Below are 26031 nucleotides of genomic sequence, written 5' to 3' on the forward strand. Positions count from 1 at the left end.
CTGTCTAGCCCCCTATGCAGGCCGGGGTGCCCGTCCCGAACTTCCGCCCCTCCAAGGAGGCACCCGCACATGCGCCCCCAGGCTCCTGCTGGAGCCATCCGCCAACTGGCCGCCCTCGCCCAGTACGGCGACCTCAGCACCTACGCACACCAGGTTCAGCGGCTCGGCGGCTGCGAGCAGCCCGTACGAATGGAGGGCCACCGCCTCGACGTCCACGCCGCGACCGGCGAAATCGTCCGCGAGATCTTCGACCACGACCTTCCCGCCGGACAGCTCCTCATCCGCTGCAACAACCGCCGCGCGACCCGCTGCGCCGCCTGCGCCGAGGTCTACCGCAAGGACACGTACCACCTCGTCACGGCCGGCCTGAGCGGCGGCAAGGGAATCGGCCCGGCCGTCGCCCAACACCCCCTCGTCTTTGCCACCTTCACCGCCCCATCGTTCGGCCCCGTCCACAACCGGCCCGGCGGCGGTCGCTGCCGCTGCGGACGCCTCCACCCGGACGACGACCCCGCCCTCGGCACCCCGCTGAACCCGGAGCGCTACGACTACCGCGACGCCGTCCTCTGGAACGCGCACGCCGGTGCCCTGTGGGCCCGCTTCACCACCTACCTACGCCAACAGATCGCGACGCGCGCGAACATCACCCGTTCCGAACTGCGCCACTGCCTCAAGCTCTCGTACGCCAAGGTCGCCGAATACCAGCGGCGCGGAGCCGTGCACTTCCATGCGGTGATCCGCCTCGACGGTCCCGAAGGTGCCGAGGACTCCCCACCCGTCTGGGCCACGACAGAACTCCTCACCGACGCCATCCGCTCCGCCGTCCGGCTCGCCGAGACCCCCGGCCCGACCCTCGACGGGCGCGCCCACACCTTCCGCTTCGGCGAACAGCTCGACATCCGCCCGATCCGCTCCGCCGACTTCACCGGAACCACCGACCTGACCAGCCGGGCCGTCGCCGCCTACATCGCCAAGTACGCCACCAAGGGCGCGGAGAGCGCGACGGGCACCATCGACCGCCCGATCCGCAACCCCATCACCGACCTGATCGGCACCGACGTCACCGACCACGCCCGGCAGATGATCCTCACCTGCTGGCACCTCGGAGGACTGCCCGAACTCGAAGAACTCCGGCTGCGCAAGTGGGCCCACATGCTCGGCTTCCGCGGCCACTTCTCGACGAAATCCCGCGCGTACTCCGTCACCCTCGGCGCCCTCCGCCAGGAACGCGCCGACCACAACGAAGCACTCACCCGCGAACGCGCGGCCCAGGCCGGCCACCCCTTGCCGGACCCGGAGACCGTCCTTGTCCTCTCGCACTGGCGCTTCGCCGGTACCGGGCTGACCGCCGCCGAATCCTGGCTCGCCACCTCACGGCGACCCGACGCCCCCGACACGGAAGGAGACTCGTCGTGGACCGCCGACGAGACGAACTGATGACCGTCCCGCAGATCCTCGCCGAGCTGGGCGGCGTCTCTCGCCGCACCTTCTACCGCTGGCGTGAGTTGGGATACGGGCCGGCCGCGTTCAAGCTGCCCAACGGAGAGCTCCGGGTGTGGCGGAGTGACTTCGCCACGTGGCTGCGGCAGTTGGAGGCAGCGGCGTGAAGTCACTCGACGTGAAGGTCTGGGGCGTACGTAACCGCGGTACCAAGACGCCTTCCTACGGAGTCCGCTGGTCGGTGGCCGGCAATGTCTTCTCCGACTCCTTCCGCACCAAGGCGCTCGCTGATCACTACCGCTCGAAGCTCATGCGCGCGATGCGTGAGGGCGATGAATTCGACACGGAGTCTGGCCTCCCCGGCTCCATGGAAGAGCAGAAGTCGGCCGTGTCCTGGTACGACTTCGCCCTCAGGTACCTCGCGATGAAGTGGCCCCATGCCGCTCCCAACACGCGGGACGGCATCAACGAATCGCTCACCAGCGTGACGGTGGAGCTCCTCGACGAGCACGCTGGGCGGCCGTCCGACGAGGCGTTGCGCAAAGCGCTCCGCAACTGGGCCTTCGTGCTGCCGGGACCCAACGACCGGGAAGTCCCGGACGACGTGCGGAACGTTCTTCACTGGGTGTCCAAGGCATCTCGCCCGCTCGCCGATCTCGCCGAACCCGCGACGGCCCGTGCAGTGCTCGACTCACTGAAACTCAAGCTCGATGGCGCAGCGGCCGCCGCCGAAACGGTACGGCGTAAGCGCCGGACCCTCGTCAACGCGGCGAACTACGCTGTCGACCTGGGGGAGCTGCGCGAGAACCCGATCACGGCTGTCCGCTGGCAGAAGCCGAAGGTGTCCAACCAGGTCGACCCTCGGGTTGTCGCCAACCCGGAGCAGGCTCGCAATCTCCTGGCGGCCGTCTCCTACGTCGGCGGTCACAGGCGGGCTCGCGGCCGTCGTCTCGTGGGTCTGTTCGCCGCGATGTACTTCGGTGGCCTCCGGCCGGCTGAAGCGGTCGGCCTCGTTGAGACGGACCTGATCCTTCCCGAGCAGGGCTGGGGCTCGGCGTTGCTCCACCGGACTCGTCCGTCGGTCGGCAAGCAGTGGACCGACTCGGGGGAGACCCACGACGACCGCGGGCTGAAGAACCGGCCTACCGAGGACGTCAGGCGAGTGCCCATTCCGCCCCACCTCGTGGCCATGTTCCGCGAGCACCTGGCCACCTTCGGGACCGCGGACGACGGGCGCCTCTTCTTCAGCGAGAAAGGCTCGGTCGTCCCGTCCTCGACCTACTACCGCGTGTGGCAGGAGGCACGGCTTCTCGCGCTCCCGCCGGCCATCGCCTCGTCACCGCTCGCGAGTCGCCCGTACGACCTCCGGCACTCGGCGCTGTCGACTTGGCTCAATGCCGGAGTCGATCCCACCGAGGTTGCCGAGCGCGCCGGCAACAGCGTCGAGGTCCTGCTGACCCGCTACGCGAAGTGCCTCGACGGACGGCAGGACGTCGCCAACCGGCGTATCGAGGATCTGTTGCGCGAATACGAGTGATCACACGAAGCCTGGGCCTCATACTTCCGGCGTGGACATATCCGTCGATGACCAAAAGATCGATCCTGAGTGGGTGGAGGTTGGCAACAACGTATGCGGTGTCCTGCGCGGTTGCCGGGACGCTTCTGCGGTGGCCCAGCACTTCGTGCGAACGGGGTGGAGTTCAAGGTCGTCTTCCTGGCACGGCTACGAAGTCGAAATCAGCTGGTGCCAGCTGGAGGTCGAGCCGATCGAGGGTCCAGACATCCTCCTGAACGGAGTCGTCGACCCTCAACACTTCGACGAACTCGGCGGCGTACTTCACTGCCTCGGTTTGAGCTACTCCCTGGAGCTCTACCAGGGAGACGACGCACTGGTCCGTGAAATGCACGTCTGATCACTGAGTCCACCTGTGAGGCCCCGGCATATTGTCCGGGGCCTCTCTCGTTTTGAGCCCTACCTGCTGCGATGCTTCGGGCTGAGAGTGGACGAGGGGGGCTCGTGGAGCTGAAGGTCACGCGCTGGAAGCGGTACGGACATGATCGCTGGTACGCGAATCTGTCGGATGGCACCGCGGTCGGCTGGGCGGACGTGAGGACGGGCGACATCACCGTCTTGGTCGCTGACTATCGCGATGACGTGATCGCTGTGCTGACACACCACTTACGCAACAACCCTGAGCCGGTCCTGTCGCAGGGGGCACCGGAGGCTGAAGCCCGTCCGATGCTGCCGCCTCTGACGCCAGCTGACGATCTGTCCACCAACCGTCCCGGTGAGTCCCTCCGTGACCTGCTCGACAAATCCGGCCCGGGTCTGATCGAACGAGTCATCTCACAGCTTCTGCGGCGCCCCACGGAGTGGGACTCGTGGCGTAAGGGCCTAGCGGGGGAGAGGAGAGTGGGAGCCGAGCTGAACCGTTTGGCGCGTCATGGCTGGCGGGTCCTGCATTCCATCCCCCTGGCCGACAAGGTGGACGTCGATCACTTGTTGGTCGGGCCCGGCGGCGTGTTCAGCATCAACACCAAGCACCACCACAAAAAGGCCGTATGGGTCGGAGACGATTCCGTGAAGGTCAACCGCGGAAAGCCGGCTCCCTACGCACGCAAGAGCCGGGCGGAAGCGAAGCGAGTAGCTCGAGTGCTTGAGCGCTACTGCGGCTTTCCCGTCCCGGTGGAGCCCGTGCTCGTCTTCGTCGGCGTCGCCGATCTGAAGGTGGTCGCCACACAGCTCAGCGTTCGCGTGTACCAGGAGCGTCAGGTGGCGGCACTGGCGCCGCTCTCCGGGGTGCTGACGGCCGAGCAGGTCGAGCAGGTGTACAGCGTCGCTCGCCATCGACAGGCTTGGAGCCAGGTCTGAGTCAGCCCGTTCCAGCGAGAGGTCAGTCATCTCTGCCGGAAGCGGTTCACCCGTCCCAGCGGGTTGCAATGGCATCTGCGACGCTGAAGGCAGCGTCACATTCGGCGCATTGCGCTTTACCGAAAAGATAGGTCAACTTGCCCGCGACATCGGGCTGGTTGTCGGCAAGCGCGCGACTGTGCAGTCTTTGGGCAAGCCCCTCCAGCGCTGAGGAGTCTGCGGGCTGAAGAGGGATCTTCTTTGCCGCGGTCTCCTTCATGTACATGCTGTCCGTAGTCGAGAAGAAGCCGTACTCACCGAAGGCTATGAAGTTCTCGGCGCTACACGCGGGGCAGGGCACTTCGTACTCGTCGTCGTTCAGGCCGTCGAGTTGTTCGCCCCAGACCGGGACATCTTCGAATCCGAGGAGTGCGGCGAGCAAGTAGACGTAAGTTCCGGGGTCATCGCTCAGGCTCGGATCCCGGAGAGCTTCCTCAGTCAGTTGCAGCAGGTCGGACATCTCCGAGGCGTAGGCCACGTGGGGATCCTGCTCGCCGTATGGCTGGTCGGTGCTGGCCGCGATGGCGCCGGCCAGCACGAGTGGTTGCTGCCTGTCCGCAGGCGACCACTGGCGCGCCATGTCTCGTAGGGCCGGCAAGGCGGCATGGCTTGCCGAGTAGACGGTGCCCTGATGGCACAGGCGGGACCAGAGCTCGGTCCAGTCTGAGTTGTTAGGGGCTTGGCTCACCCTGTCGAGCAGACCGGGGACGTCTTCTGCCGTGCCGTAGGCGTGCTTGAGCTGCGACCAGTCCGTCATGTCGGCGATCTAAGCAGTCGGGTGCCGCTGACTTCACGACCGGGGGCGTGCCAGTCGCCCTGTCGTCGGAAAGCAGTCGGCGACCTGCGGCGATGCTCCAAGATCCCGTCCACGCCTCGTCCACAGACCTCGACATAGGGCGGCTTCGGGCTGCATTTGCCTGCACATACGCCAAGACCCCGTCCTCAGCGAAAGCGCTGGTGGCGGGGTCTTTGGGCACCTAATCCAAGGTGCCCCCGGCAGGATTCGAACCTGCGCACACGGCTCCGGAGGCCGTTGCTCTATCCCCTGAGCTACGGGGGCGTGTCGGTCGTGAGGTGTTGCTCGCGGCGACGGGTAGAACACTACCAGCTCGCTCGGGGTGTTCATGAACGGGTTTCTGCGGGTCCGGGGCGGGGTGTGGGTCGCCCGCACGGGGTGGAAGTGGGGAAAACCCGGACGCGGTGGCCGGTCCGGACCTACTCTCGAGTTGTGCCAGGCGCGTCGGGCCGGGTGCTTGTTGTGGACGACAACAAGGTCATCCGGCAGCTGATCAGGGTCAATCTCGAGCTGGAGGGCATCGAGGTCGTGACCGCGGGCGATGGTGTCGAGTGTCTGGATGTCGTTCATCAGGTGCAGCCGGACCTCGTGACGCTCGATGTCGTCATGCCCCGGTTGGACGGGTTGCGCACCGCCGCTCGGTTGCGTGCCGATCCGCGGACGCGTGATCTCCCCCTTGTCGTCATCAGTGCCTGTACGCAGTACGAGGTCGAGGCTGGTCTTGAGGTCGGCGTCGACGCGTTCCTCGCCAAGCCCTTCGATCCTGCCGAACTCATTTCTGTCGTACGGGAGTTGATGGAGCGTAGGGAAGGTCAGGGTCTGGAGCGGGGGGTCGGGACCGTGCGCGGGGCAGAGGAAGGCGTAGGGGCGGGGAAGGGTGTAGGGCCGGGGTCGGGCACTGCGGGCTCAGGGGCCGAGTAAGGCTTTTCTAGCCCTTCTATCGGACGAACGCGCATCGGCGCTTCGGCCCATCAGCGCGTCGGTAGATCAGTCCAGTCCCGGTGTCCGTCCCGGTCTGTTTGGTCCCGGTGAGGTCGGCCGCCCGAACCCATTCACCCAGCTCGCTCATTCACTGAGCTCGCCCGGACCATTCCATTGCCCATAACGGTCCGCACGGCCCCGCAGCCGGCACTCCGCCCCCTCCACGCCCGGCACCCCGTGCCCTCCGCGCCCGAGGTTCGCCCCCCCCCGCAGCCAGTGCCCCCACCCCTCCCGGTCCGCACGGCCCCCGCAGTCGGCACCCCGCTCCCTCCGCGTGCCGAGGCCCGCACCCGCAAGCCCACACCCCCCACCCCGTCCACATCCCGGACCTCTGGTAAACCGGGTCGCCTACCCACCCCCCTCCTCCCCTACGCTTGTCCCGTGACCCCCGTCGAGCTCTCACGTACCGTGCTGCGCGCGGTGCGTCGTGCTGTCGATGACGGGGAGCTGAGTGTGGTCGTGCCGGGGCGGGCCGTGGTGACCGTTCCGGGGCCCGGTGGGTGTGGGGACTACGCGACCAACATCGCCCTCCAGCTCGCGCGGTCGGCCGGGCAGCCGCCGCAGCGGGTCGCCGAGGTTCTCCGGCCGTATCTTCTCGGTGCCGCCGGGGTCGGTGACGTCGTGGTCACCGGGCCCGGGTTCCTCAATATCAGCCTGCAGGGGGCGCAGGGGTCGGTTCTCCTCGTCAGCGAGATCCTGCGGAGCGGAAGCCAGAGTCGGCGTGGGGGTGGGTACGGGTACGTCGATCGGCCCAGCGGGCAGGTCGTGCAGTTGCATGCCCCTCATGAGGTCCGTGCCGTCGTCGTCATGGATGTCGTGGCTCGTGTGCTGCGTTCGCAGGGCGCCCTCGTCCGTACCAGTTGTGCGGCGCGTCCCGAGCGGGAGTGGACCGAGGTGCTCGGGGTCGAGGTCGACGCGTACGGCACGCCCGACGCGCCGGCTCCGCTCGAGGTCAACGTGCGTCCCGTCCCCGCCGCCCCGGCCGATCCCGTGTCGCTCGGTCGCGATGCCGGACGTTGGGCTCTGCTCCATCCCGCCGCTCATGACCGGCCCCGCATCACCTCCGCGTACCTGTCCCAGCGGGAGGGCAACCCGCTCTTCCGGGTCCGTTACGCCCATGCCCGCACCCGGGCGCTCAGCCGTAACGCCGCCGACCTGGGTTTCGACGCCCACCCCGGAGTCGTCCAGGACGTACGTGACGTACGCGCACTCGAGATCGCGCTCGCCGACCATCCCCGCATCCTGGCCGCGGCGGCGACACAGCACGCTCCCGACCGTCTCGCCCGGCATCTCCTCGCCGTCGCCGACGCCGTCACGCCTCTTCTCCCCACCGTCCTGCCCCGTGGTGCGGAGAAACCCTCGGCCGCCCACCGTGCCCGGCTCGCGCTTGCCGAAGCCGCCGGGACGGTGCTGGCCGGCGGCCTGTCCCTGCTCGGCATCGACGCACCCGACCATCTCTGAAAGAGCACGCCAAAGATGAGCCGTTCCGCCCACCCCGCCGGGCCCCGTCACGCCGACGTCTTTCCGGAGGGGCACTACTCCGCCCCGCCCGCCGATCTCAACGCCCTGCACCCGAAGGTCTGGGCGCACACCGTCACCCGTAACACCGACGGGGTGCTGACCGTGGGCGGTGTCGACGTCGCCGCCCTGGCCGAGGAGCACGGCACCCCCGCCTACATCCTCGACGAGGCCGACTTCCGCGAGCGGGCCCGTGCCTGGCGTACCGCCTTCGGGGCCGATGCCGACGTCTTCTACGCCGGCAAGGCGTTCCTGTCCCGGGCCGTCGTGCGGTGGCTGCACGAGGAGGGGCTCAACCTCGACGTCTGTTCGGGCGGCGAGCTCGCCACCGCCCTCTCCGCCGGTATGCCCGCCGATCGCATCGCCTTCCACGGCAACAACAAGTCCGTCGACGAAATTCACCGGGCCATCGACGCCGGGGTCGGGCGTATCGTTCTCGACTCCTTCCAGGAGATCGTGCGCGTCGCCCATGTCGCGCAGTCCCTCGGTAAGCGGCAGCGGGTGCAGATCCGTATCACCGTCGGCGTCGAGGCCCATACGCACGAGTTCATCGCCACCGCGCACGAGGACCAGAAGTTCGGGATTCCGCTCGCGGGCGGACAGGCGGCGGAAGCCGTCCGGCGGGCACTTCAGCTCGACGGGCTCGAACTGATCGGACTGCACTCCCACATCGGGTCGCAGATCTTCGACATGTCGGGCTTCGAGGTCGCCGCCCACCGGGTCGTCGGTCTGCTCAAGGACATCCGTGACGAGCACGGCGTCGAGCTGCCCGAGATCGACCTCGGCGGCGGGCTCGGGATCGCGTACACCGGCGACGACGATCCCCGCGAGCCCCACGAGATCGCCAAGGCGCTCACCGAGATCGTCACCCGGGAGTGTGAGGGCGCCCGCCTGCGCACTCCTCGTATCTCGGTCGAGCCGGGGCGTGCCATCGTCGGCCCGACCGCCTTCACCCTCTACGAGGTCGGCACCATCAAGCCCCTCGACGGGCTGCGTACGTACGTCTCCGTCGACGGCGGCATGTCGGACAACATCCGTACCGCGCTGTACGACGCGGAGTACAGCGTCGCGCTGGTCTCCCGGACCTCCGACGCCGAGCCGATGCTCGCGCGGGTCGTCGGCAAGCACTGCGAGAGCGGTGACATCGTCGTGAAGGACGCGTTCCTGCCCTCCGACCTGGCACCGGGTGACCTGATCGCCGTCCCCGCCACGGGCGCGTACTGCCGGTCCATGGCCAGCAACTACAACCATGTGCTGCGGCCGCCCGTGGTCGCCGTGCGCGAGGGGGAGTCGCGGGTCATCGTGCGCCGGGAGACCGAGGAGGATCTGCTGCGGCTCGACGTCGGCTGAGCGGGAGAAAAGGCGGGAGAAAGAAAGGGCGGAAGATCTCCTGTCTGGCACCCCTGTGAAAATGAAATAGATGTCTCACGATCCGGACCAGGGATAGAAACTCCGGTCCGGTGAGTGAGACTGGGGCAACCGGAAACAACCGTAGACGGTATGAGGAAACGAGGTCGGATGATGCGTACGCGTCCGCTGAAGGTGGCGCTGCTGGGCTGTGGAGTGGTCGGCTCAGAGGTGGCGCGCATCATGACGACGCACGCCGACGACCTCGCCGCTCGGATCGGGGCGCCGGTGGAACTCGCCGGTGTGGCCGTTCGGCGGCCCTCCCGGGTCCGCGAGGGCATCGACCCCGCCCTCGTCACCACCGACGCCACCGCCCTCGTCAAGCGCGGCGACATCGACGTCGTCGTCGAGGTCATCGGGGGCATCGAGCCCGCTCGTACGCTCATCACCACCGCTTTCGAGTACGGCGCCTCCGTCGTCTCCGCGAACAAGGCGCTCCTCGCCCAGGACGGCGCCGCGCTGCACGCGGCCGCCGAGGAGCACGGCGAGGACCTCTACTACGAGGCCTCCGTCGCCGGTGCCATCCCGCTGATCCGGCCGCTGCGCGAGTCCCTCGCCGGGGACAAGGTCAACCGGGTGCTCGGGATCGTCAACGGCACCACCAACTTCATCCTCGACAAGATGGACTCCACCGGCGCCGGGTATCAGGAGGCCCTCGACGAGGCCACCGCCCTGGGATACGCCGAGGCCGACCCCACGGCCGATGTCGAGGCGTTCGACGCCGCCGCCAAGGCGGCCATCCTCGCCGGGATCGCCTTCCACACGCGCGTGCGCCTCGACGACGTCTACCGCGAGGGCATGACCGAGGTGACCGCGTCCGACTTCGCCTCCGCGAGGGAGATGGGCTGCACCATCAAGCTGCTCGCCATCTGTGAGCGGGCCGCGGACGGCGGGTCGGTCACCGCGCGCGTGCACCCCGCGATGATTCCGCTGAGCCACCCGCTGGCCTCGGTGCGCGGCGCCTACAACGCCGTGTTCGTGGAGTCGGACGCGGCCGGGCAGCTCATGTTCTACGGTCCCGGCGCCGGTGGTGCTCCCACCGCCTCCGCCGTGCTCGGCGACCTCGTCGCCGTCTGCCGCAACCGGCTCAGCGGGGCAACGGGGCCCGGCGAGTCGGCCTATGCCGCCCTGCCGGTGTCGCCGATGGGCGACGTCGTCACGCGCTACCACATCAGTCTGGACGTCGCCGACAAACCGGGTGTTCTCGCCCAGGTGGCGACCGTGTTCGCCGAGCACGGGGTGTCCATCGATACGGTGCGCCAGCAAGGGCGGCAAGACAGCGACGGCGAGGCCTCTCTCGTCGTCGTCACCCACCGCGCGTCCGACGCCTCCCTCACCGGGACCGTCGAGGCGCTGCGCAAGCTCGACACCGTGCGGGGTGTCGCCAGCATCATGCGGGTTGAAGGAGAGTAACCAGCAATGACCCACCAGTGGCGCGGAATCATCGAGGAGTACCGGGACCGGTTGCCGGTTTCCGACAGCACGGCCGTCGTGACGCTCCGTGAGGGCGGCACGCCCCTCGTGCCCGCGCAGGTGCTCTCCGAGCGCACGGGCTGCGAGGTCCACCTCAAGGTGGAGGGCGCCAACCCCACCGGGTCCTTCAAGGACCGCGGCATGACCATGGCCATCACGCGGGCGAAGGAGGAGGGCGCGCAGGCCGTCATCTGCGCCTCCACCGGCAACACCTCCGCGTCCGCCGCCGCGTACGCGGTGCGGGCCGGCATGGTCTGTGCCGTCCTCGTCCCGCAGGGCAAGATCGCGATCGGCAAGATGGGCCAGGCCCTCGTCCACGGCGCGAAGATCCTCCAGGTCGACGGCAACTTCGACGACTGCCTCACGCTCGCCCGTGCGCTGAGCGACAACTACCCGGTGGCGCTGGTCAATTCGGTGAACCCGGTGCGCATCGAGGGCCAGAAGACGGCCGCGTTCGAGATCGTGGACATGCTCGGCGACGCCCCCGACATCCACGTCCTGCCGGTCGGCAACGCGGGCAACATCACCGCGTACTGGAAGGGGTACCAGGAGTACGCCGCCGACAAGATCGCCCTGCGGACCCCCCGTATGTGGGGGTTCCAGGCGTCGGGCAGTGCCCCGATCGTGCGCGGCGAGGTCGTCAAGGACCCGTCGACCATCGCCACCGCGATCCGCATCGGCAACCCGGCCTCCTGGAAGTTCGCGCTGGCCGCGCAGGAGGAGTCCGGCGGCTTCATCGACGAGGTGACGGACCGTGAGATCCTGCGCGCCTACCGGCTGTTGGCCGCGCAGGAGGGTGTCTTCGTGGAGCCCGCGTCCGCCGCGTCCGTGGCCGGTCTGCTGAAGGCGGCCGAGCAGGGCAAGGTCGACCCGGGGCAGAAGATCGTGTGCACCGTCACCGGCAACGGCCTGAAGGACCCAGACTGGGCCGTCGCCGGCGCCCCGCAGCCCGTCACCGTCCCGGTCGACGCGGTGACGGCGGCCGAGCGCCTCGGTCTCGCGTAGCCGGACCGTGCGTCGCCCGTGCGTCACGTGCGGGCGACGCACGGGGGGCTTTCCCGTGCAGGGGTGCACAGGGGGCTTGCGACACGCATCGTGCGCCGCCCGTGCGCCCTATGTCGCCACAGAACCTTCCTTCGATAGGCTGTACTGAATCCGCCCGCCGCATATGCCGCAGTGCCGCGTTGTCGCCGTGTCGTTGCCGCGTCGTCTCCGCGGACTCCAGGGTTCTCCGTACAGGTCTCCCGTACATATCGAATGTCATTCGACAGTCCCGCAGCTCAAGGAGAGTCATCGCGAGATGGCCGGTCCCGCCTTCCGTGCCGCCCCCGTCCGGGTGCGCGTTCCCGCCACCAGCGCCAACCTCGGCCCGGGTTTCGACGCCTTCGGCCTCGCTCTGGGGCTCTACGACGACGTCGTCGTCCGGGTGGCCGACTCCGGGCTGCACATCGACATCGCGGGGGAGGGCAGCGAGACGCTTCCGCGCGACGAGAAGCACCTCCTCGTCCGCTCCCTGCGCACCGCCTTCGACGTCCTGGGCGGCCAGCCGCGCGGCCTGGAGATCGTGTGCGCCAACCGCATCCCGCACGGCCGCGGACTCGGCTCCTCCTCCGCCGCGATCTGCGCCGGAATCGTCGCCGCGCGCGCGGTGACCATAGGCGGCGAGAGCAAGCTCGACGACGCGGCCCTGCTCGAGCTCGCGACCGAGATCGAGGGCCACCCGGACAACGTGGCGGCCTGTCTGCTGGGCGGGTTCACCTTGTCCTGGATGGAGGCGGGGGCCGCTCGGGCGATCAGGATGGAGCCCGCCGATTCCATCGTTCCGGTGGTTTTCGTGCCCGGGAAGCCGGTTCTCACCGAGACCGCGCGCGGTCTGCTCCCGCGCTCCGTCCCGCACGTCGACGCCGCCGCCAACGCGGGCCGGGCCGCACTGCTCGTCGAGGCCCTCACCCGGCGCCCCGAACTGCTGCTGCCCGCCACCGAGGACCGTCTGCACCAGGAGTACCGCGCACCGGCGATGCCCGAGAGCGCGGCATTGGTGGAAAGGCTGCGCGCCGACGGGATTCCCGCCGTCATCTCCGGCGCCGGGCCCACCGTGATGGCGCTGGCCGACGCGGGCACGGCCGACAAGATCGAGGCCTCGGCCGGCGCGGACTGGGCCGCGAACCGCCTGGCCCTGGACCTGAAGGGCGCGTGCGTACTGCCGCTCGCACCCGCTGGTGACAGCCACTCCGGCGACATTTAGGCGCACGGTTGCCGGATTTCGAGAGGGGGAATGTTTGTTGGATCCGGTAGTGTTAACCTCAAGTCTGCACCCGACCCCACCATGGCGAGGTGCTTCGTGTCCCCCTTCGGGACAGACATTCTTCCGGGAGCTCCCCAAGCCGCACTGCGTTCCGTACGTCGTACCTGGGCAGTACGCAGTACAGCGACGCTGAGTGGTCCACAGGGCACGCTCCGGAATTGGTGCGACCACGCCGCGTGACACTGAGTGTCATGGCTCGTCGCGGTAGCGCCATCACCAGCAAATTCTCTTCCGCCGCTTTGGCGGACCACCGCCCCGGCTTCGCCACAGCAAGGACCGAAGTCGGACAGCACAACCGGTCGCCGAGCCAGACAGGCCGACGTCCGCTCCAGGGAAGGACCCTTCGTGAGCGACACCACCGATCTGATGGGCGCACGTGTCGAGGAGACCGCTGCCGCGCCCGCCACGGACGCCTCCGCGCCTGCCACCGGTGCCGGCTCCCGGCGGCGCCGCGGTACCGGCCTCGAGGGCATGGTGCTGGCCGAGCTTCAGCAGGTCGCATCCGGCCTTGGTATCAGGGGCACGGCGCGTATGCGCAAGAGCCAGCTGATCGAGGTCATCAAGGAGGCGCAGGCGGGAGGCGGAGCAGCCGCTTCCAAGGCCACGGCGGCCCCCGCCGGGGACGCCGCCGAGACCAAGCCCAAGCGCCGCGCCACCTCCAAGGCGCGCACCGGCGACGAGTCCGCCGAGAAGAAGGCGGACACCGCCAAGGCCGAGGCCCCCGCCGAGAAGGCCGTGGCCCAGCAGCAGATCGAGATCCCCGGTCAGCCGGCCAGCAACGACGCGCCCACCGAGCGCCGTCGCCGTCGTGCCACCGCCGACGCGGGCAGCCCGGAGACGGTCGTCGCCGAGGCGAAGGCCGCCCCGAAGGCCGAGGCGTCCGCCCCGGCGCAGACCGAGTCCCAGGCGCAGCCGCAGGGCGACGCCAAGGGTGACGTCGACGGTGGCGAGGGCCGCCGTCGCGACCGCCGTGAGCGCGGCCGCGACCGCGGTGAGCGGGGCGACCGCGGTGACCGCGGTGACCGTCGCAAGGGCGACGACCAGCAGGGTGGCGGCCAGCAGCAGCGAGGCGGCGGCCAGCAGCAGGGTCAGCAGCAGAGCGGTGGCCGTCAGGACCGCCAGCAGCGCGACAACGGCCCCCAGGACGACGACGAGTTCGGCGATGGGCGACGTGGCCGTCGCGGCCGTTACCGCGACCGCCGTGGCCGTCGTGGGCGTGACGAGATCGGCGCCGCCGAGCCGCAGGTCGCCGACGACGACGTCCTGATTCCCGTCGCGGGCATCCTGGACATCCTCGACAACTACGCGTTCATCCGTACGTCGGGCTACCTGCCGGGTCCCAACGACGTGTACGTCTCGCTCGCGCAGGTCCGCAAGAACGGTCTGCGCAAGGGCGACCACGTCACCGGCGCGGTCCGTCAGCCCAAGGACGGCGAGCGCCGCGAGAAGTTCAACGCGCTGGTCCGGCTGGACTCCACCAACGGCATGGCGCCCGATTCCGGGCGCGGGCGACCGGAGTTCAACAAGCTGACCCCGCTCTACCCGCAGGACCGCCTCCGTCTGGAGACGGACCCGGGCGTGCTGACGACCCGCATCATCGACCTCGTGTCGCCGATCGGTAAGGGCCAGCGCGGTCTGATCGTGGCCCCGCCGAAGACCGGCAAGACCATGATCATGCAGGCGATCGCCAACGCGATCACGCACAACAACCCCGAGTGCCACCTGATGGTCGTCCTGGTGGACGAGCGTCCGGAAGAGGTCACCGACATGCAGCGGTCGGTGAAGGGCGAGGTCATCTCCTCGACCTTCGACCGCCCGGCCGAGGACCACACCACGGTCGCCGAGCTCGCCATCGAGCGCGCCAAGCGTCTGGTGGAGCTGGGTCACGACGTCGTCGTGCTGCTCGACTCGATCACGCGTCTGGGCCGTGCGTACAACCTCGCCGCCCCGGCCTCCGGCCGCATCCTGTCCGGTGGTGTCGACTCGACCGCCCTGTACCCGCCGAAGCGCTTCTTCGGTGCGGCCCGCAACATCGAGGACGGCGGCTCGCTGACCATCCTCGCCACCGCTCTGGTGGACACCGGGTCCCGCATGGACGAGGTGATCTTCGAGGAGTTCAAGGGCACCGGCAACATGGAGCTCAAGCTCGACCGGAAGCTCGCCGACAAGCGCATCTTCCCGGCGGTGGACGTCGACGCGTCCGGTACCCGTAAGGAAGAGATTCTGCTCGGCAACGAGGAGCTCGCCGTCACCTGGAAGCTGCGCCGGGTGCTGCACGCCCTCGACCAGCAGCAGGCGATCGAGCTGCTCCTCGACAAGATGAAGCAGACGAAGTCGAACGGCGAGTTCCTGATGCAGATCCAGAAGACGACGCCGTCGACGGGCAACAACGACTGACGTCGTTCTGCCGGACACCGAGTGAGGGCCATCCCTGTGCAAGGGGTGGCCCTCACTCGTTTTTCACGGACGGGATACGATCTCGCTCTTCGCAGTTCTTCAGATTCGTACTTCTGATCGAACTGATCCGAACTTCTTGATCCCGAGGGGGGACTTGAGTGGGTACACCCACGTCCGGGGGCGGTCGGCACAGACGCCGGATACGGATAGCACTGCCCGTCGCCGCGGCCGGACTGGCCGTCGCCGTCGCCGGTGCGCTGCTGAGCTCGTCCGCGGAGGCGGCCGAGACGCCGCCGACGCCCAAGGCCACCGCGCCGTCTGCCAAGGAGCTCCAGAAGCGGCTCGACATCGCCCTGGCCGGCGACGACGTCGCGGGGCAGACGTCGAAGGAGACTCTGACTGAGAGCTCCCAGCCCACCAAGGTCGACCCGAAGATCATCGGCGGTACGACCACCACCATCACCAAAGCGCCGTGGATGGCCCAGCTCTGGTACGGCGACGATCGCGGCACGCCCGACAACGAGAGTGACGACATCGGCTTCTTCTGCGGCGGCGCGGTCGTCTCGCCGACGAAGATCCTCACGGCGGCGCACTGCGTCAAGGGCTACGACTGGAAGGCCCACGGCACGATCGTCACGGGCACCTCGCAGCTGCCGTCCGAGGGCGACCTGCACGGCGGCACGGCCAGTGGCGTCTGGCTCCAGTGGAACCACTGGTCGTACAACGCCTCGACGATCGACAACGACATCGCCGTGCTGACCCTGCCGAACCCGGTCAAGGCCACGCCGATCCCGCTGATCACGTCCGCGAACACCGGGTCGTACGTGGCAGGTACCAATGCCACGGTCTACGGCTGGGGCCGCACCACCTCCACCAACGAGGACATCTCCGAGACGCTGAAGACGGCCACGCTGCCGATTCAGTCGGACACCACCTGCGCGAACACCTACGGCGCCGACTTCGTCAAGGGCCACATGGTGTGCGCGGGCACCCCCGCGACCGGCAGCGACGAGGGCACCACCACGTCCTGCAACGGTGACTCGGGCGGTCCGCTGGTCGTCGGCGGCCGGATCGTGGGTGTCGTCTCCTGGGGCGTGAAGGACTGCGTGGCGAGCGGCGCGTACAGCGTCTTCAGCAAGGTCACCACGTATGTCGGCACGGTCTACCCGCGCATCGACGACACCAACCTCAGCGGCGACCACAACGCCGACCTGTGGGTGCGCAATGCTTCCACGCAGACCGGCTACGAGATCGACTCCAAGGGCACCACGCTCGCCCCCCGGCAGTCCTGGGGCACCTGGAGCGGCTACAACCTCCTCCTGCAGAACGACCTCGACCGCGACGGCTACCAGGACCTGATCGTGCGCCGCAGCTCCGACGGGGACGTCTTCTGGAAGCACTACGTGCCCTCCAGCGGTACCTGGGCCACCAAGCTCATCGGCGACAACTGGAAGACCCGCCTGTCGATCGTCACCCCCGGTGACGTCACCGGCGACTCCCTGCCCGATGTGCTCTCGGTGGATTCCGCCGGCGTCCTGTGGATCTACCCGGGCAAGGGCAACGGCAGCTTCGGCACCGTCGTGAAGGCCGGCACGGGCTGGAACAGCTTCAACTTCGTGCGCGGTCACGGCGACTACAACAACGACGGCAGGGCCGACCTGCTCGCCCGCAACAAGACCAGCGGCGCCGTCTACCTGTATAAGGGCCGGGGCGTGAGCGGTACGGGTGCCTTCGCGCCCGGCGTCAAGGTCGCGACCTGGAGCAACACCACGTACAACGCCTTCGCCGCGGTCGGCGACGTGAACGGCGACGGCATGGCCGACCTGCTGGCTCGCACGCCCGCAGGCAAGCTGGTGCTGTACCGGGGCAACGGAGGGGCCACAAATGTGATCTTTTCCGCAGCACTGTCCCTCGGGACGACTTTCAAGCAGTACGACCTGTTCGGCTGAGTCCGGCCGAACGCGCAGGTGAGCGGGGCTGGACCCCGCTCCCCCGTGTGACGCAGCGTGCCCGGTCCACTGCGGACCGGGCACACTGCGTTGTGCAACCCTGTCCCGAGTTTCCCCGTCTGACCTGGCGGAGTGACGATGGTGAGGTTGCACGAGAACAGAGGAGCACATGTCCGCCGAGAGCACGCCGGAGCCCGGAACCCCGGGTGAGACCGGCACAACGAGCGGGGCGGCCGGCAGTAACGGTCCGGGCCACCGCAGGCAGCGTGGCCGACGCAAGGGGGTGCTGATCGCCGCGTGGACCGCCGCGGGCGTCCTCGTGCTGGGCGGCACCGGTGTCGGCTACCTCTACTTCAAGCTCAACGGCAACATCAAGAGCGTCGACATCGACCAGGCCCTGGGCACCGACCGGCCCGCCAAGGCCGACAACGGCTCCGAGAACATCCTCGTGCTCGGCTCGGACACCCGCTCCGGCGCCAACAAGAAGCTCGGCGGCGGCACGGACGACGGCAGCGCCCGCTCCGACACCGCGATGATCATCCACGTGTACGAGGGCCACAAGAAGGCCAGCGTGGTCTCCCTGCCGCGCGACACGCTCATAGACCGCCCCGCCTGCACCGACACCAGAGGTGTCACGCACGACGCCGCGTCCGACGTGATGTTCAACTCGGCGTACTCGACCGGTGGCGCGGCCTGCGCGGTGAAGACGGTCGAGTCGATCAGCGGCGTCCGTATGGACCACTACCTGGAAGTCGACTTCTCCGGCTTCGAGGAGCTCATCGACGAGCTCGGCGGCGTCGAGGTCACCACGACCAAGGCCATCGACGACCCCGACAGTCACCTGAAGCTCAAGGCCGGCACGCACACGCTCACCGGCGAGCAGGCCCTCGGCCTGGTCCGCACCCGGCACGGCGTCGGCGACGGCTCCGACCTCGGCCGCATCCAGCTCCAGCAGGCCTTCATCAAGGCCCTGGTCAACCAGGTCAAGCACGTCGGCCTGTTCACCAGCGGCACCAAGCTGTACGACCTCGCCAACACCGCGACCAAGGCCGTCACGGCCGACTCCCGGCTCGGCTCGCTGAACTCCCTGATGTCCTTCGCGAACGGGCTGAAGGGCATCAGCGCGGAGAACATGAACATGGTCACGATGCCGGTCCGGTACGACCCGTCCAACCTCAACCGGGTCATCGTCGCCGAGGCGAAGGCCGAGCAGGTGTGGACGGCCCTGAAGAACGACCGGCCCATCCCGAAGGCCGCCACCGAGGGCACCGCCACGGGCGAGGCGGCGGGGGTCGTGACGTCCTCGTGAGGGGCTCGGAACACCCCGGGGAATAGATCCTCCCGCCCCCCGGTTTTGGGGGATGCGGCCAGTCCTGGCAGACTGGTACGTCGGCTCCGGTTCACGTTGGTCGTATCCCGCGACAACGACCCGGCGCCCTCCCGAAACTAGGAGACACCTTGAAGCGCGAAATCCACCCCGAGTACGTCGAGACGCAGGTCAGCTGCACCTGTGGCGCCTCGTTCACCACCCGTAGCACGATCGGGAGCGGTTCCATCCGCGCCGACGTCTGCTCCGAGTGCCACCCGTTCTACACGGGCAAGCAGAAGATCCTCGACACCGGTGGCCGTGTGGCCCGCTTCGAGGCCCGCTTCGGCAAGGCTCCCGCCGGCTCCAAGAAGTAGCGAGCCCCTCTTCGCCGGTCCACGGCAGTGTCCCCGCCCAGGGGCACGCCGGGACCGGCGTTTTTGGTCGCCCGCCCTTCCCCCACGCACGTCATTCAGGAGCGCATCATGTTCGAGGCCGTCGAGGAGCTGCTCGGAGAGCACGCCGACCTGGAGAAGAAGCTCGCCGACCCGTCGGTCCACTCCGACCAGGCCAACGCGCGCAAGCTGAACAAGCGCTACGCCGAGCTGACGCCCATCGTCGGCACGTACCGCTCCTGGAAGCAGACCGGTGACGACGTCGAGACCGCGCGCGAGTTCGCCTCCGCCGACCCGGACTTCGCCGCCGAGGTCAAGGTGCTGGAGAAGCAGCGCGAGGAGCTGACGGAGAAGCTGCGGCTGCTGCTCGTGCCGCGGGACCCGTCCGACGACAAGGACGTCATCCTCGAGATCAAGGCGGGCGCGGGCGGCGACGAGTCGGCCCTGTTCGCCGGCGACCTGCTGCGCATGTACCTGCGGTACGCCGAGCGCGTCGGCTGGAAGACCGAGATCATCGACGCGACCGAGTCCGAGCTGGGCGGCTACAAGGACGTCCAGGTCGCGGTGAAGACCAAGGGCGGCCAGGGCGCCACCGAGCCCGGACAGGGCGTCTGGGCGCGGATGAAGTACGAAGGCGGCGTGCACCGGGTGCAGCGGGTGCCGGCGACCGAGTCCCAGGGGCGGATCCACACCTCCGCCGCCGGTGTGCTCGTGACGCCCGAGGCCGAGGAGGTCGACGTCGAGATCAACGCGAACGACCTCCGCATCGACGTCTACCGGTCCTCCGGGCCCGGCGGGCAGTCCGTCAACACCACCGACTCCGCCGTGCGCATCACGCACATTCCCACCGGAGTCGTCGCCTCCTGCCAGAACGAGAAGAGCCAGTTGCAGAACAAGGAGCAGGCGATGCGTATCCTGCGCTCCAGGCTGCTCGCAGCGGCGCAGGAGGAAGCGGAGCGGGAGGCCGCCGACGCCCGCCGCAGCCAGGTCCGCACCGTCGACCGCTCCGAGAAGATCCGCACGTACAACTTCCCGGAGAACCGCATCTCGGACCACCGCGTCGGCTTCAAGTCGTACAACCTGGACCAGGTCCTGGACGGCGACCTCGACGCGGTGATCCAGGCCTGCGTCGACGCGGACTCGGCCGCCAAGCTGGCAGCCGCGTAAGCGTTGTAGGACGTACGCACGACGAGTACGACACGGAGGACTTGCGTGAACCTGCTGCTCGCAGAGGTGGCCCAGGCCACCCAGCGGCTGGCCGACGCCGGCGTGCCCTCGCCGCGCAACGACGCGGAGGAGCTCGCCGCGTTCGTGCACGGCGTGAAGCGCGGTGAACTCCACTCCGTGAAGAACTCCGACTTCGACGCCCGCTACTGGGAGACCATCGCCCGGCGGGAGCAGCGCGAGCCGCTCCAGCACATCACCGGGCGGGCCTTCTTCCGGTACCTGGAGCTCCAGGTCGGCCCCGGCGTCTTCGTACCGCGCCCCGAGACCGAGTCCGTGGTCGGCTGGGCCATAGACGCGGTACGCGCCATGGACGTCGTCGAGCCCCGCATCGTCGACCTGTGCACCGGCAGTGGCGCCATCGCGCTCGCCCTCGCCCAGGAGGTGCCGCGCTCGCGTGTGCACGCCGTGGAGCTGTCCGAGGACGCCCTGCGCTGGACGCGCAAGAACATGGAGGGGTCCAGGGTCGACCTGCGTCAGGGAGACGCCCTGGACGCCTTCCGCGACCTCGACGGCCAGGTCGACCTGGTCATCTCCAACCCGCCGTACATCCCGCTCACCGAATGGGAGTACGTGGCGCCCGAGGCGCGCGACTACGACCCCGAACTCGCCCTGTTCTCGGGGGAGGACGGCCTCGACCTGATCCGCGGCATCGAGCGCACCGCGCACCGGCTGCTGCGTCCCGGTGGTGTCGTCGTCATCGAGCACGCCGACACCCAGGGCGGCCAGGTGCCGTGGATCTTCACCGAGGAGCGGGGCTGGGCCGACGCGGCCGACCACCCCGACCTCAACAAGCGCCCGCGCTTCGCGACCGCCCGCCGGGCGACGCCGTGAACACCCCCCACCCTTTCGACCCGCAGCAGTACGTGTACGAGGAGGCCCGCTAGATGGCACGGCGATACGACACCAACGACGCGACCGACCGCGTGACCGGTCTGCGCGAGGCCGCGTCCGCCGTCCGCCGTGGCGAGCTCGTGGTCCTCCCGACCGACACGGTGTACGGCATCGGCGCCGACGCGTTCTCCTCGGAGGCCGTCGCCGACCTGCTGGCGGCCAAGGGCCGGGGCCGCAACATGCCCACCCCTGTCCTCATCGGCTCCCCGAACACGCTGCACGGGCTCGTCACGGACTTCTCCGAGATGGCCTGGGAACTGGTCGACGCGTTCTGGCCGGGCGCGCTGACGCTCGTCGCCAAGCACCAGCCGTCCCTCCAGTGGGACCTGGGCGACACCCGCGGCACGGTCGCCGTCCGTATGCCGCTGCACCCGGTCGCCATCGAACTGCTGACGGAGGTCGGTCCGATGGCGGTGTCGTCGGCGAACCTCACCGGGCACCCGTCGCCGGAGAACTGCGACTACGCGCAGGAGATGCTCGGCGACTCCGTCTCCGTCTACCTCGACGGCGGCCCGACCCCCGGCAACGTGCCCTCCTCGATCGTCGACGTCAGCCGAGAGGTGCCGCTGCTGCTGCGTGAGGGCGCGATCTCCGCGGACGAGCTGCGGAAGGTCGTACCCGACCTCGAGGTGGCGAATTGACAGCCCCTGACGCGGGGCGTGGCATAGGCAACGGGGAGCGTGCCGCGGAACAGACGACGACGTTCGGGTTTCCGCGCGACAGCTTCCGCATCCTCCACGTCAGCACCGGCAACGTCTGCCGCTCGCCGATCACCGAGCGGCTGACCCGGCATTTCGTGTCGCAGCGGCTCGGGGTGCTGGGCCGCGGGCTGATCGTGGAGAGCGCGGGCACCTGGGGTCATGAGGGCGCGTCCATGGAGGCCAACGCGGAGACCGTGCTGGCCGACTTCGGTGCGGACGCCACCGGGTTCACCGGCCGCGAGCTCCTCGACGAGCACGTCATCATGGCCGACCTGGTCCTGACGGCGACCCGCGACCACCGCGCCCAGGTCATCTCCATGGGCCACTCGGCGGGTCTGCGCACCTTCACCCTGAAGGAGTTCACCCGCCTGGTGAACGCCATCGACCCGGCCACCCTCCCGCCGCTGGACGAAGGCGTGGTGATGCGCGCCCGGGCCCTGGTCCGCGCGGCGGCGGCGCTACGCGGGTGGCTTCTCGCCCCGACCCTCGAGGCGGACGAGGTCTACGACCCGTACGGGGCACCCCTGCCGTTCTTCCGCTCGATCGGCGACGAGATACACCAGGCCCTGGATCCGGTGGTCACAGCCCTCACCGGTGTGCCCGCGCGCGCCTGAAGACGGCCGGCGCCGAGGCCCCGGGTCCGGTGGGCAGCACACAGCGCTCACCGGCGGGCCCGCACGGGCCTGAAGGCGGCCGGCGCCGGGGATCGGGCTCCGGTCGGCACCGCTCTCACCGGGGTTCGCGCGAGCGTGCAGCGGCCGCGCGCGCCCCTCACCCCGGGCCTACATTGGACGTACGTCACCGTCGACGCCCGGAGCACATCATGTCGGTCACCCATGTCCCCGAGGCCGATGTCCTGCGCCGGCAGGACCCCGAGCTGGCCGAGGTCCTGCTCGGGGAACGGGAGCGGCAGGCGTCGACGCTCCAGTTGATCGCCGCCGAGAACTTCACCTCGCCCGCGGTGCTGGCCGCGCTCGGCTCGCCGCTCGCCAACAAGTACGCGGAGGGCTACCCGGGGGCCCGGTACCACGGCGGCTGCGAGATCGTCGACATCGCCGAGCGGATCGCCGTGGACCGCGCCAAGGCGCTGTTCGGCGCCGAACACGCCAATGTGCAGGCCCACTCGGGCTCGTCCGCGATGCTGGCCGCCTACGCCGCCCTGCTCCGGCCCGGCGACACCGTCCTGGCGCTGGGCCTGCCCGACGGCGGCCATCTCACGCACGGGTCGCCGGCCAACTTCTCCGGCCGCTGGTTCGACTTCATTCCCTACGGGGTGGACGCGGAGACCGGACTCGTCGATCACGAGCAGGTCCGTACGCTGGCCCGGGGGCACCGGCCCAAGGCGATCGTGTGCGGGTCCACCTCCTACCCCCGCCACATCGACCACGCCTTCTTCCGCGAGGTCGCCGACGAGACGGGCGCGTACCTGATCGCCGACGCCGCCCATCCGATCGGGCTCGTCGCCGGGGGAGCGGCGCCCAGTCCGGTGCCGTACGCGGACATCGTCTGCGCGACCACGCACAAGGTGCTGCGAGGGCCGCGCGGCGGGATGCTCCTGTGCGGCGCCGAGCTCGCCGAACGGGTGGACCGGGCGGTCTTCCCGTTCACCCAGGGCGGCGCGCAGATGCACACCATCGCAGCGAAGGCGGTCGCGTTCGGCGAGGCGGCGACCCCGGCGTTCGGCGTGTACGCCCATCAGGTGGTCGCCAATGCGAGGGTTCTCGCGGCCGCGCTGGAGGGGGAGGGGCTGACCGTCACCACCGGGGGGACCGACACCCACCTCATCACCGCCGACCCGGCGCCGCTCGGTGTCGACGGGCGCACCGCGCGCGGGCTGCTCGCGGCCGCCGGGATGGTGCTGGACTGCTGCGCACTTCCGCATGTCTCGGGTACCGATGTCATCGCCGCGCACGCCCGTGGCCTGCGCCTGGGCACCGCGGCGCTGACCACGCAGGGCATGCGGGAGGCGGAGATGGCGCGGGTCGCGGCACTGCTGGCGGGGGTGCTGCGGGACGAGGTCGAGAGCAGGAAGGCCCGTGAGGAGGTGCGCGAGCTGGCGCTGGCGTTCCCGCCGTATCCGGGCTGAAACGGGGTGGGCGCCTCGCGTACACACCCTCCCGTGCACCCCCGTGCGTCCCCGCGCACAGCCTCACGTGAAACCATCGTCACTACCCGGTTGTCCTTACACATATGCGCCGTGCGGTAGTCGATAGCTAGGGTGTGGGACTGAGATGGCCAGCGAGACCTGTGGGGAAGCCCGTGCGTGAATACCTGCTGACGCTCTGCATCACGGCCGCGGTGACGTATCTGCTGACAGGGCCGGTACGGAAGTTCGCGATCGTGGCCGGAGCGATGCCGGAGATCAGGGCCCGTGACGTGCACCGGGAACCCACTCCGCGGCTCGGCGGGATCGCCATGTTCTTCGGCCTGTGCGCCGGTCTGCTGGTCGCCGACCATCTCACCAACCTCAACGAGGTCTTCGAGAAGTCGAACGAGCCGCGCGCCCTGCTCTCGGGGGCGGCGCTGATCTGGCTGATCGGCGTCCTGGACGACAAGTTCGAGATCGACGCCCTGATCAAGCTGGGCGGCCAGATGATCGCCGCCGGCGTCATGGTCATGCAGGGTCTGACCATCCTGTGGCTGCCGGTGCCGCTGGTCGGCACGGTCGCGCTGACCCAGTGGCAGGGCACCCTGCTGACGGTCGCGCTGGTGGTCATCACGATCAACGCGGTCAACTTCGTGGACGGCCTCGACGGCCTGGCGGCGGGCATGGTGTGCATCGCCTCGGCGGCGTTCTTCATGTACGCCTACCGCATCTGGTACTCGTACGGCATCGAGGCCGCCGCCCCGGCGACGCTCTTCGCGGCGATCCTGATGGGCATGTGCCTGGGCTTCCTGCCGCACAACATGCATCCCGCGCGGATCTTCATGGGCGACTCCGGCTCGATGCTGATCGGGCTGGTGCTGGCGGCGGGCGCGATCTCCGTCACGGGGCAGGTCGACCCGGACATCATGCGGCTGTTCTCCGGCTCCGAGCGCAACGCGGTGCACCAGATGGTGCCGGTCTACATCCCGCTGCTGATGCCGTTGACGATCATCGCGATCCCGGCGGCCGACCTGATCCTGGCGATCGTGCGCCGTACCTGGCGCGGTCAGTCGCCGTTCGCCGCGGACCGCGGGCATCTGCACCACCGGCTGCTGGAGATCGGCCACTCGCACAGCCGCGCGGTGCTGATCATGTACTTCTGGTCGGCGCTGATCGCGTTCGGCGCGCTCACCTACTCCGTCAACGCGGCTTCCATGTGGATCGTCCTCGGTGTCGTGATCCTCAGTGCGATCGGTCTGGCGCTGCTCCTGCTGCCGCGCTTCCGGCCGCGCACCCCGCGCTGGGCCGAGGCGTTCGTGCCGCCGCGTTACCGGCGTCGGAGGGCCATGCAGGCCGAGGCGCGGGAGTCCGGTGCGCAGGCCGACCGGCACGGGTCGGCGGCCGCCGACCCGGGGCAGCCCGACGCCGGCGACGAGGACGCGCAGAGCCCTGTGACGGTGGGGGTGGCGGGGGCGAACGGGGCCACCGCGATCGGTGGCCGGGGCAGCTCCAAGGTAAGAATCTGACTAGAGCATTGCCAAGTCGTGGGAGAAGCGGTGCGGGGCAAAGCGTCCCAATACCAGACAAGACCCCCGGGTTCCTGCACAGACGCGCACTGTCACTCTCATGTGTGACAGTAGGCACACCCGCCAGGTAAAGACCTCATCAAATAGTTTGTGATACGGTTCACGAGAACCCCCCGGACAGAGCCGAAGGACCGCACTACGACGGTTCATTGGAGTGAGGTGGCGTGAGGTCTCTCGCCCCTCGGGCCGGGACTACGCTCGTCCATGACGACACCCTGCCCCCCTTGAATGCGGAGTTGCCGCCATGCAGTCCAACGACGTACGAACACTCCTGCACTGTGCCCTGCCCACCGCAACCGCGGGTGTGGCGGGAGTCGCGGTGAGTGCCGCCGTTGCCGGCGGCAAGGGAGCGCTCGGCGCCGTGTTCGGTGCGGCTCTCGTCCTGCTGTTCATGGGTGGCGGTCTGGTGGTGCTGCTGCGCACCGCGCGCCAGCTTCCCCATCTGTTCCAGTCGATGGGGCTGTTGCTCTACACCACCCAGATCCTGCTGCTGATGATCGTGCTGATCATGTTCAAGGGGACCTCGGTCTTCAACCCGAAATGCTTCGCCTTCACGCTGCTGGCGGCCACCCTGGTGTGGATCGCCGCGCAGGTGGTCTCGCACATGAAGGCCAAGGTTCTCTACGTCGAGCCGGATTCCGCTCGGGCGTCGTCGTGACCTG

23 protein-coding genes and 1 tRNA gene are annotated in these 26031 nt (G+C 69.1%); 22 read left to right on the forward strand and 2 right to left on the reverse strand.

Features of this window, described 5'->3' with window-relative positions; all coding sequences use genetic code 11:
• The first annotated feature begins 69 nt into the window (after positions 1-69).
• From ACFVYS_RS16450 to ACFVYS_RS16470, 5 genes are all read left to right on the forward strand, one after another.
• Positions 70-1437, forward strand: a complete 1368-nt coding sequence (locus tag ACFVYS_RS16450; RefSeq protein WP_389502607.1) for a replication initiator — start codon at positions 70-72, stop codon at positions 1435-1437.
• On the forward strand, positions 1437-1607 hold the full coding sequence (locus tag ACFVYS_RS16455) for a helix-turn-helix transcriptional regulator (protein WP_389502725.1): 171 nt from the start codon (positions 1437-1439) through the stop codon (positions 1605-1607). Before ACFVYS_RS16450 ends, ACFVYS_RS16455 begins: the two co-directional genes overlap by 1 nt.
• Positions 1604-2977, forward strand: a complete 1374-nt coding sequence (locus ACFVYS_RS16460) for a tyrosine-type recombinase/integrase (RefSeq protein ID WP_389502609.1) — start codon at positions 1604-1606, stop codon at positions 2975-2977. Before ACFVYS_RS16455 ends, ACFVYS_RS16460 begins: the two co-directional genes overlap by 4 nt.
• A 31-nt stretch (positions 2978-3008) precedes the next feature.
• On the forward strand, positions 3009-3353 hold the full coding sequence (locus tag ACFVYS_RS16465; RefSeq protein WP_389502611.1) for a hypothetical protein: 345 nt from the start codon (positions 3009-3011) through the stop codon (positions 3351-3353).
• Positions 3354-3424: 71 nt separating this feature from the next.
• The gene (locus tag ACFVYS_RS16470) at positions 3425-4312 is read left to right on the forward strand and encodes a nuclease-related domain-containing protein (RefSeq protein ID WP_389502613.1); all 888 of its coding nucleotides are present in this window, start codon (positions 3425-3427) and stop codon (positions 4310-4312) included.
• A gap of 46 nt (positions 4313-4358) precedes the next feature.
• Here the strand turns inward: ACFVYS_RS16470 and ACFVYS_RS16475 are convergent, their stop codons facing one another.
• Both ACFVYS_RS16475 and ACFVYS_RS16480 read right to left on the reverse strand, forming a co-directional pair.
• Positions 4359-5108, reverse strand: coding sequence for a hypothetical protein (locus ACFVYS_RS16475; protein WP_389502614.1), 750 nt, complete (start codon positions 5106-5108; stop codon positions 4359-4361).
• Between the two features lie 231 nt (positions 5109-5339).
• Positions 5340-5411, reverse strand: a tRNA-Arg gene (locus ACFVYS_RS16480).
• A gap of 120 nt (positions 5412-5531) precedes the next feature.
• On the opposite strand from ACFVYS_RS16480, the gene ACFVYS_RS16485 reads away from it, so the two are divergent.
• The 17 genes from ACFVYS_RS16485 (at position 5532) to ACFVYS_RS16565 (ending at position 26027) form a co-directional block, all read left to right on the forward strand.
• The gene (locus ACFVYS_RS16485) at positions 5532-6068 is read left to right on the forward strand and encodes a response regulator (RefSeq protein ID WP_389502616.1); all 537 of its coding nucleotides are present in this window, start codon (positions 5532-5534) and stop codon (positions 6066-6068) included.
• Between the two features lie 441 nt (positions 6069-6509).
• On the forward strand, positions 6510-7589 hold the full coding sequence (nrtL, locus tag ACFVYS_RS16490) for an ArgS-related anticodon-binding protein NrtL (protein ID WP_389502618.1): 1080 nt from the start codon (positions 6510-6512) through the stop codon (positions 7587-7589).
• Between the two features lie 15 nt (positions 7590-7604).
• Positions 7605-8996, forward strand: a complete 1392-nt coding sequence (lysA, locus tag ACFVYS_RS16495) for a diaminopimelate decarboxylase (protein WP_020131197.1) — start codon at positions 7605-7607, stop codon at positions 8994-8996.
• A 171-nt stretch (positions 8997-9167) separates the two neighbouring features.
• Positions 9168-10466 carry a homoserine dehydrogenase gene (locus ACFVYS_RS16500; protein WP_028807061.1) on the forward strand — a complete coding sequence of 433 codons (1299 nt, stop codon included), beginning with the start codon at positions 9168-9170 and terminating at the stop codon, positions 10464-10466.
• 6 nt (positions 10467-10472) lie between these two features.
• The gene (thrC, locus tag ACFVYS_RS16505) at positions 10473-11531 is read left to right on the forward strand and encodes a threonine synthase (RefSeq protein ID WP_389502620.1); all 1059 of its coding nucleotides are present in this window, start codon (positions 10473-10475) and stop codon (positions 11529-11531) included.
• A gap of 295 nt (positions 11532-11826) precedes the next feature.
• On the forward strand, positions 11827-12771 hold the full coding sequence (gene thrB, locus ACFVYS_RS16510; protein ID WP_389502622.1) for a homoserine kinase: 945 nt from the start codon (positions 11827-11829) through the stop codon (positions 12769-12771).
• A gap of 405 nt (positions 12772-13176) precedes the next feature.
• Positions 13177-15228, forward strand: a complete 2052-nt coding sequence (rho, locus tag ACFVYS_RS16515; protein WP_389502624.1) for a transcription termination factor Rho — start codon at positions 13177-13179, stop codon at positions 15226-15228.
• 158 nt (positions 15229-15386) lie between these two features.
• Entirely contained in the window at positions 15387-17177 is a 1791-nt protein-coding gene (locus ACFVYS_RS16520; RefSeq protein WP_389502626.1) for a trypsin-like serine protease, read from the forward strand.
• Between the two features lie 169 nt (positions 17178-17346).
• A complete protein-coding gene (locus ACFVYS_RS16525) occupies positions 17347-18486 on the forward strand; it encodes an LCP family protein (RefSeq protein ID WP_389502628.1) in 1140 nt (379 codons plus the stop codon).
• A gap of 149 nt (positions 18487-18635) precedes the next feature.
• Positions 18636-18860 (forward strand): 50S ribosomal protein L31, encoded by a 225-nt coding sequence (gene rpmE, locus ACFVYS_RS16530; protein WP_389502630.1) that lies wholly within the window; start codon positions 18636-18638, stop codon positions 18858-18860.
• A gap of 108 nt (positions 18861-18968) precedes the next feature.
• On the forward strand, positions 18969-20045 hold the full coding sequence (prfA, locus tag ACFVYS_RS16535; protein WP_389502631.1) for a peptide chain release factor 1: 1077 nt from the start codon (positions 18969-18971) through the stop codon (positions 20043-20045).
• A gap of 45 nt (positions 20046-20090) precedes the next feature.
• Entirely contained in the window at positions 20091-20936 is an 846-nt protein-coding gene (prmC, locus tag ACFVYS_RS16540; RefSeq protein ID WP_020131188.1) for a peptide chain release factor N(5)-glutamine methyltransferase, read from the forward strand.
• A gap of 53 nt (positions 20937-20989) precedes the next feature.
• Positions 20990-21637 (forward strand): L-threonylcarbamoyladenylate synthase, encoded by a 648-nt coding sequence (locus ACFVYS_RS16545; RefSeq protein ID WP_328479689.1) that lies wholly within the window; start codon positions 20990-20992, stop codon positions 21635-21637.
• Positions 21634-22311, forward strand: a complete 678-nt coding sequence (locus tag ACFVYS_RS16550) for a low molecular weight phosphatase family protein (RefSeq protein ID WP_020131186.1) — start codon at positions 21634-21636, stop codon at positions 22309-22311. Before ACFVYS_RS16545 ends, ACFVYS_RS16550 begins: the two co-directional genes overlap by 4 nt.
• Positions 22312-22520: 209 nt before the next feature.
• Complete coding sequence (gene glyA, locus ACFVYS_RS16555) at positions 22521-23783, forward strand: serine hydroxymethyltransferase (protein WP_389502634.1); 1263 nt, start codon at positions 22521-22523, stop codon at positions 23781-23783.
• Between the two features lie 173 nt (positions 23784-23956).
• Positions 23957-25309 carry an MraY family glycosyltransferase gene (locus ACFVYS_RS16560; RefSeq protein WP_389502636.1) on the forward strand — a complete coding sequence of 451 codons (1353 nt, stop codon included), beginning with the start codon at positions 23957-23959 and terminating at the stop codon, positions 25307-25309.
• 304 nt (positions 25310-25613) lie between these two features.
• Positions 25614-26027: a hypothetical protein gene (locus ACFVYS_RS16565; protein ID WP_020131183.1), complete on the forward strand. Its 414-nt coding sequence runs from the start codon at positions 25614-25616 to the stop codon at positions 26025-26027.
• Positions 26028-26031: the final 4 nt, after the last annotated feature.

Origin of the sequence: Streptomyces sp. NPDC058295 (assembly GCF_042880655.1) — a bacterium.
GTDB lineage: Bacteria > Actinomycetota > Actinomycetes > Streptomycetales > Streptomycetaceae > Streptomyces > Streptomyces coriariae.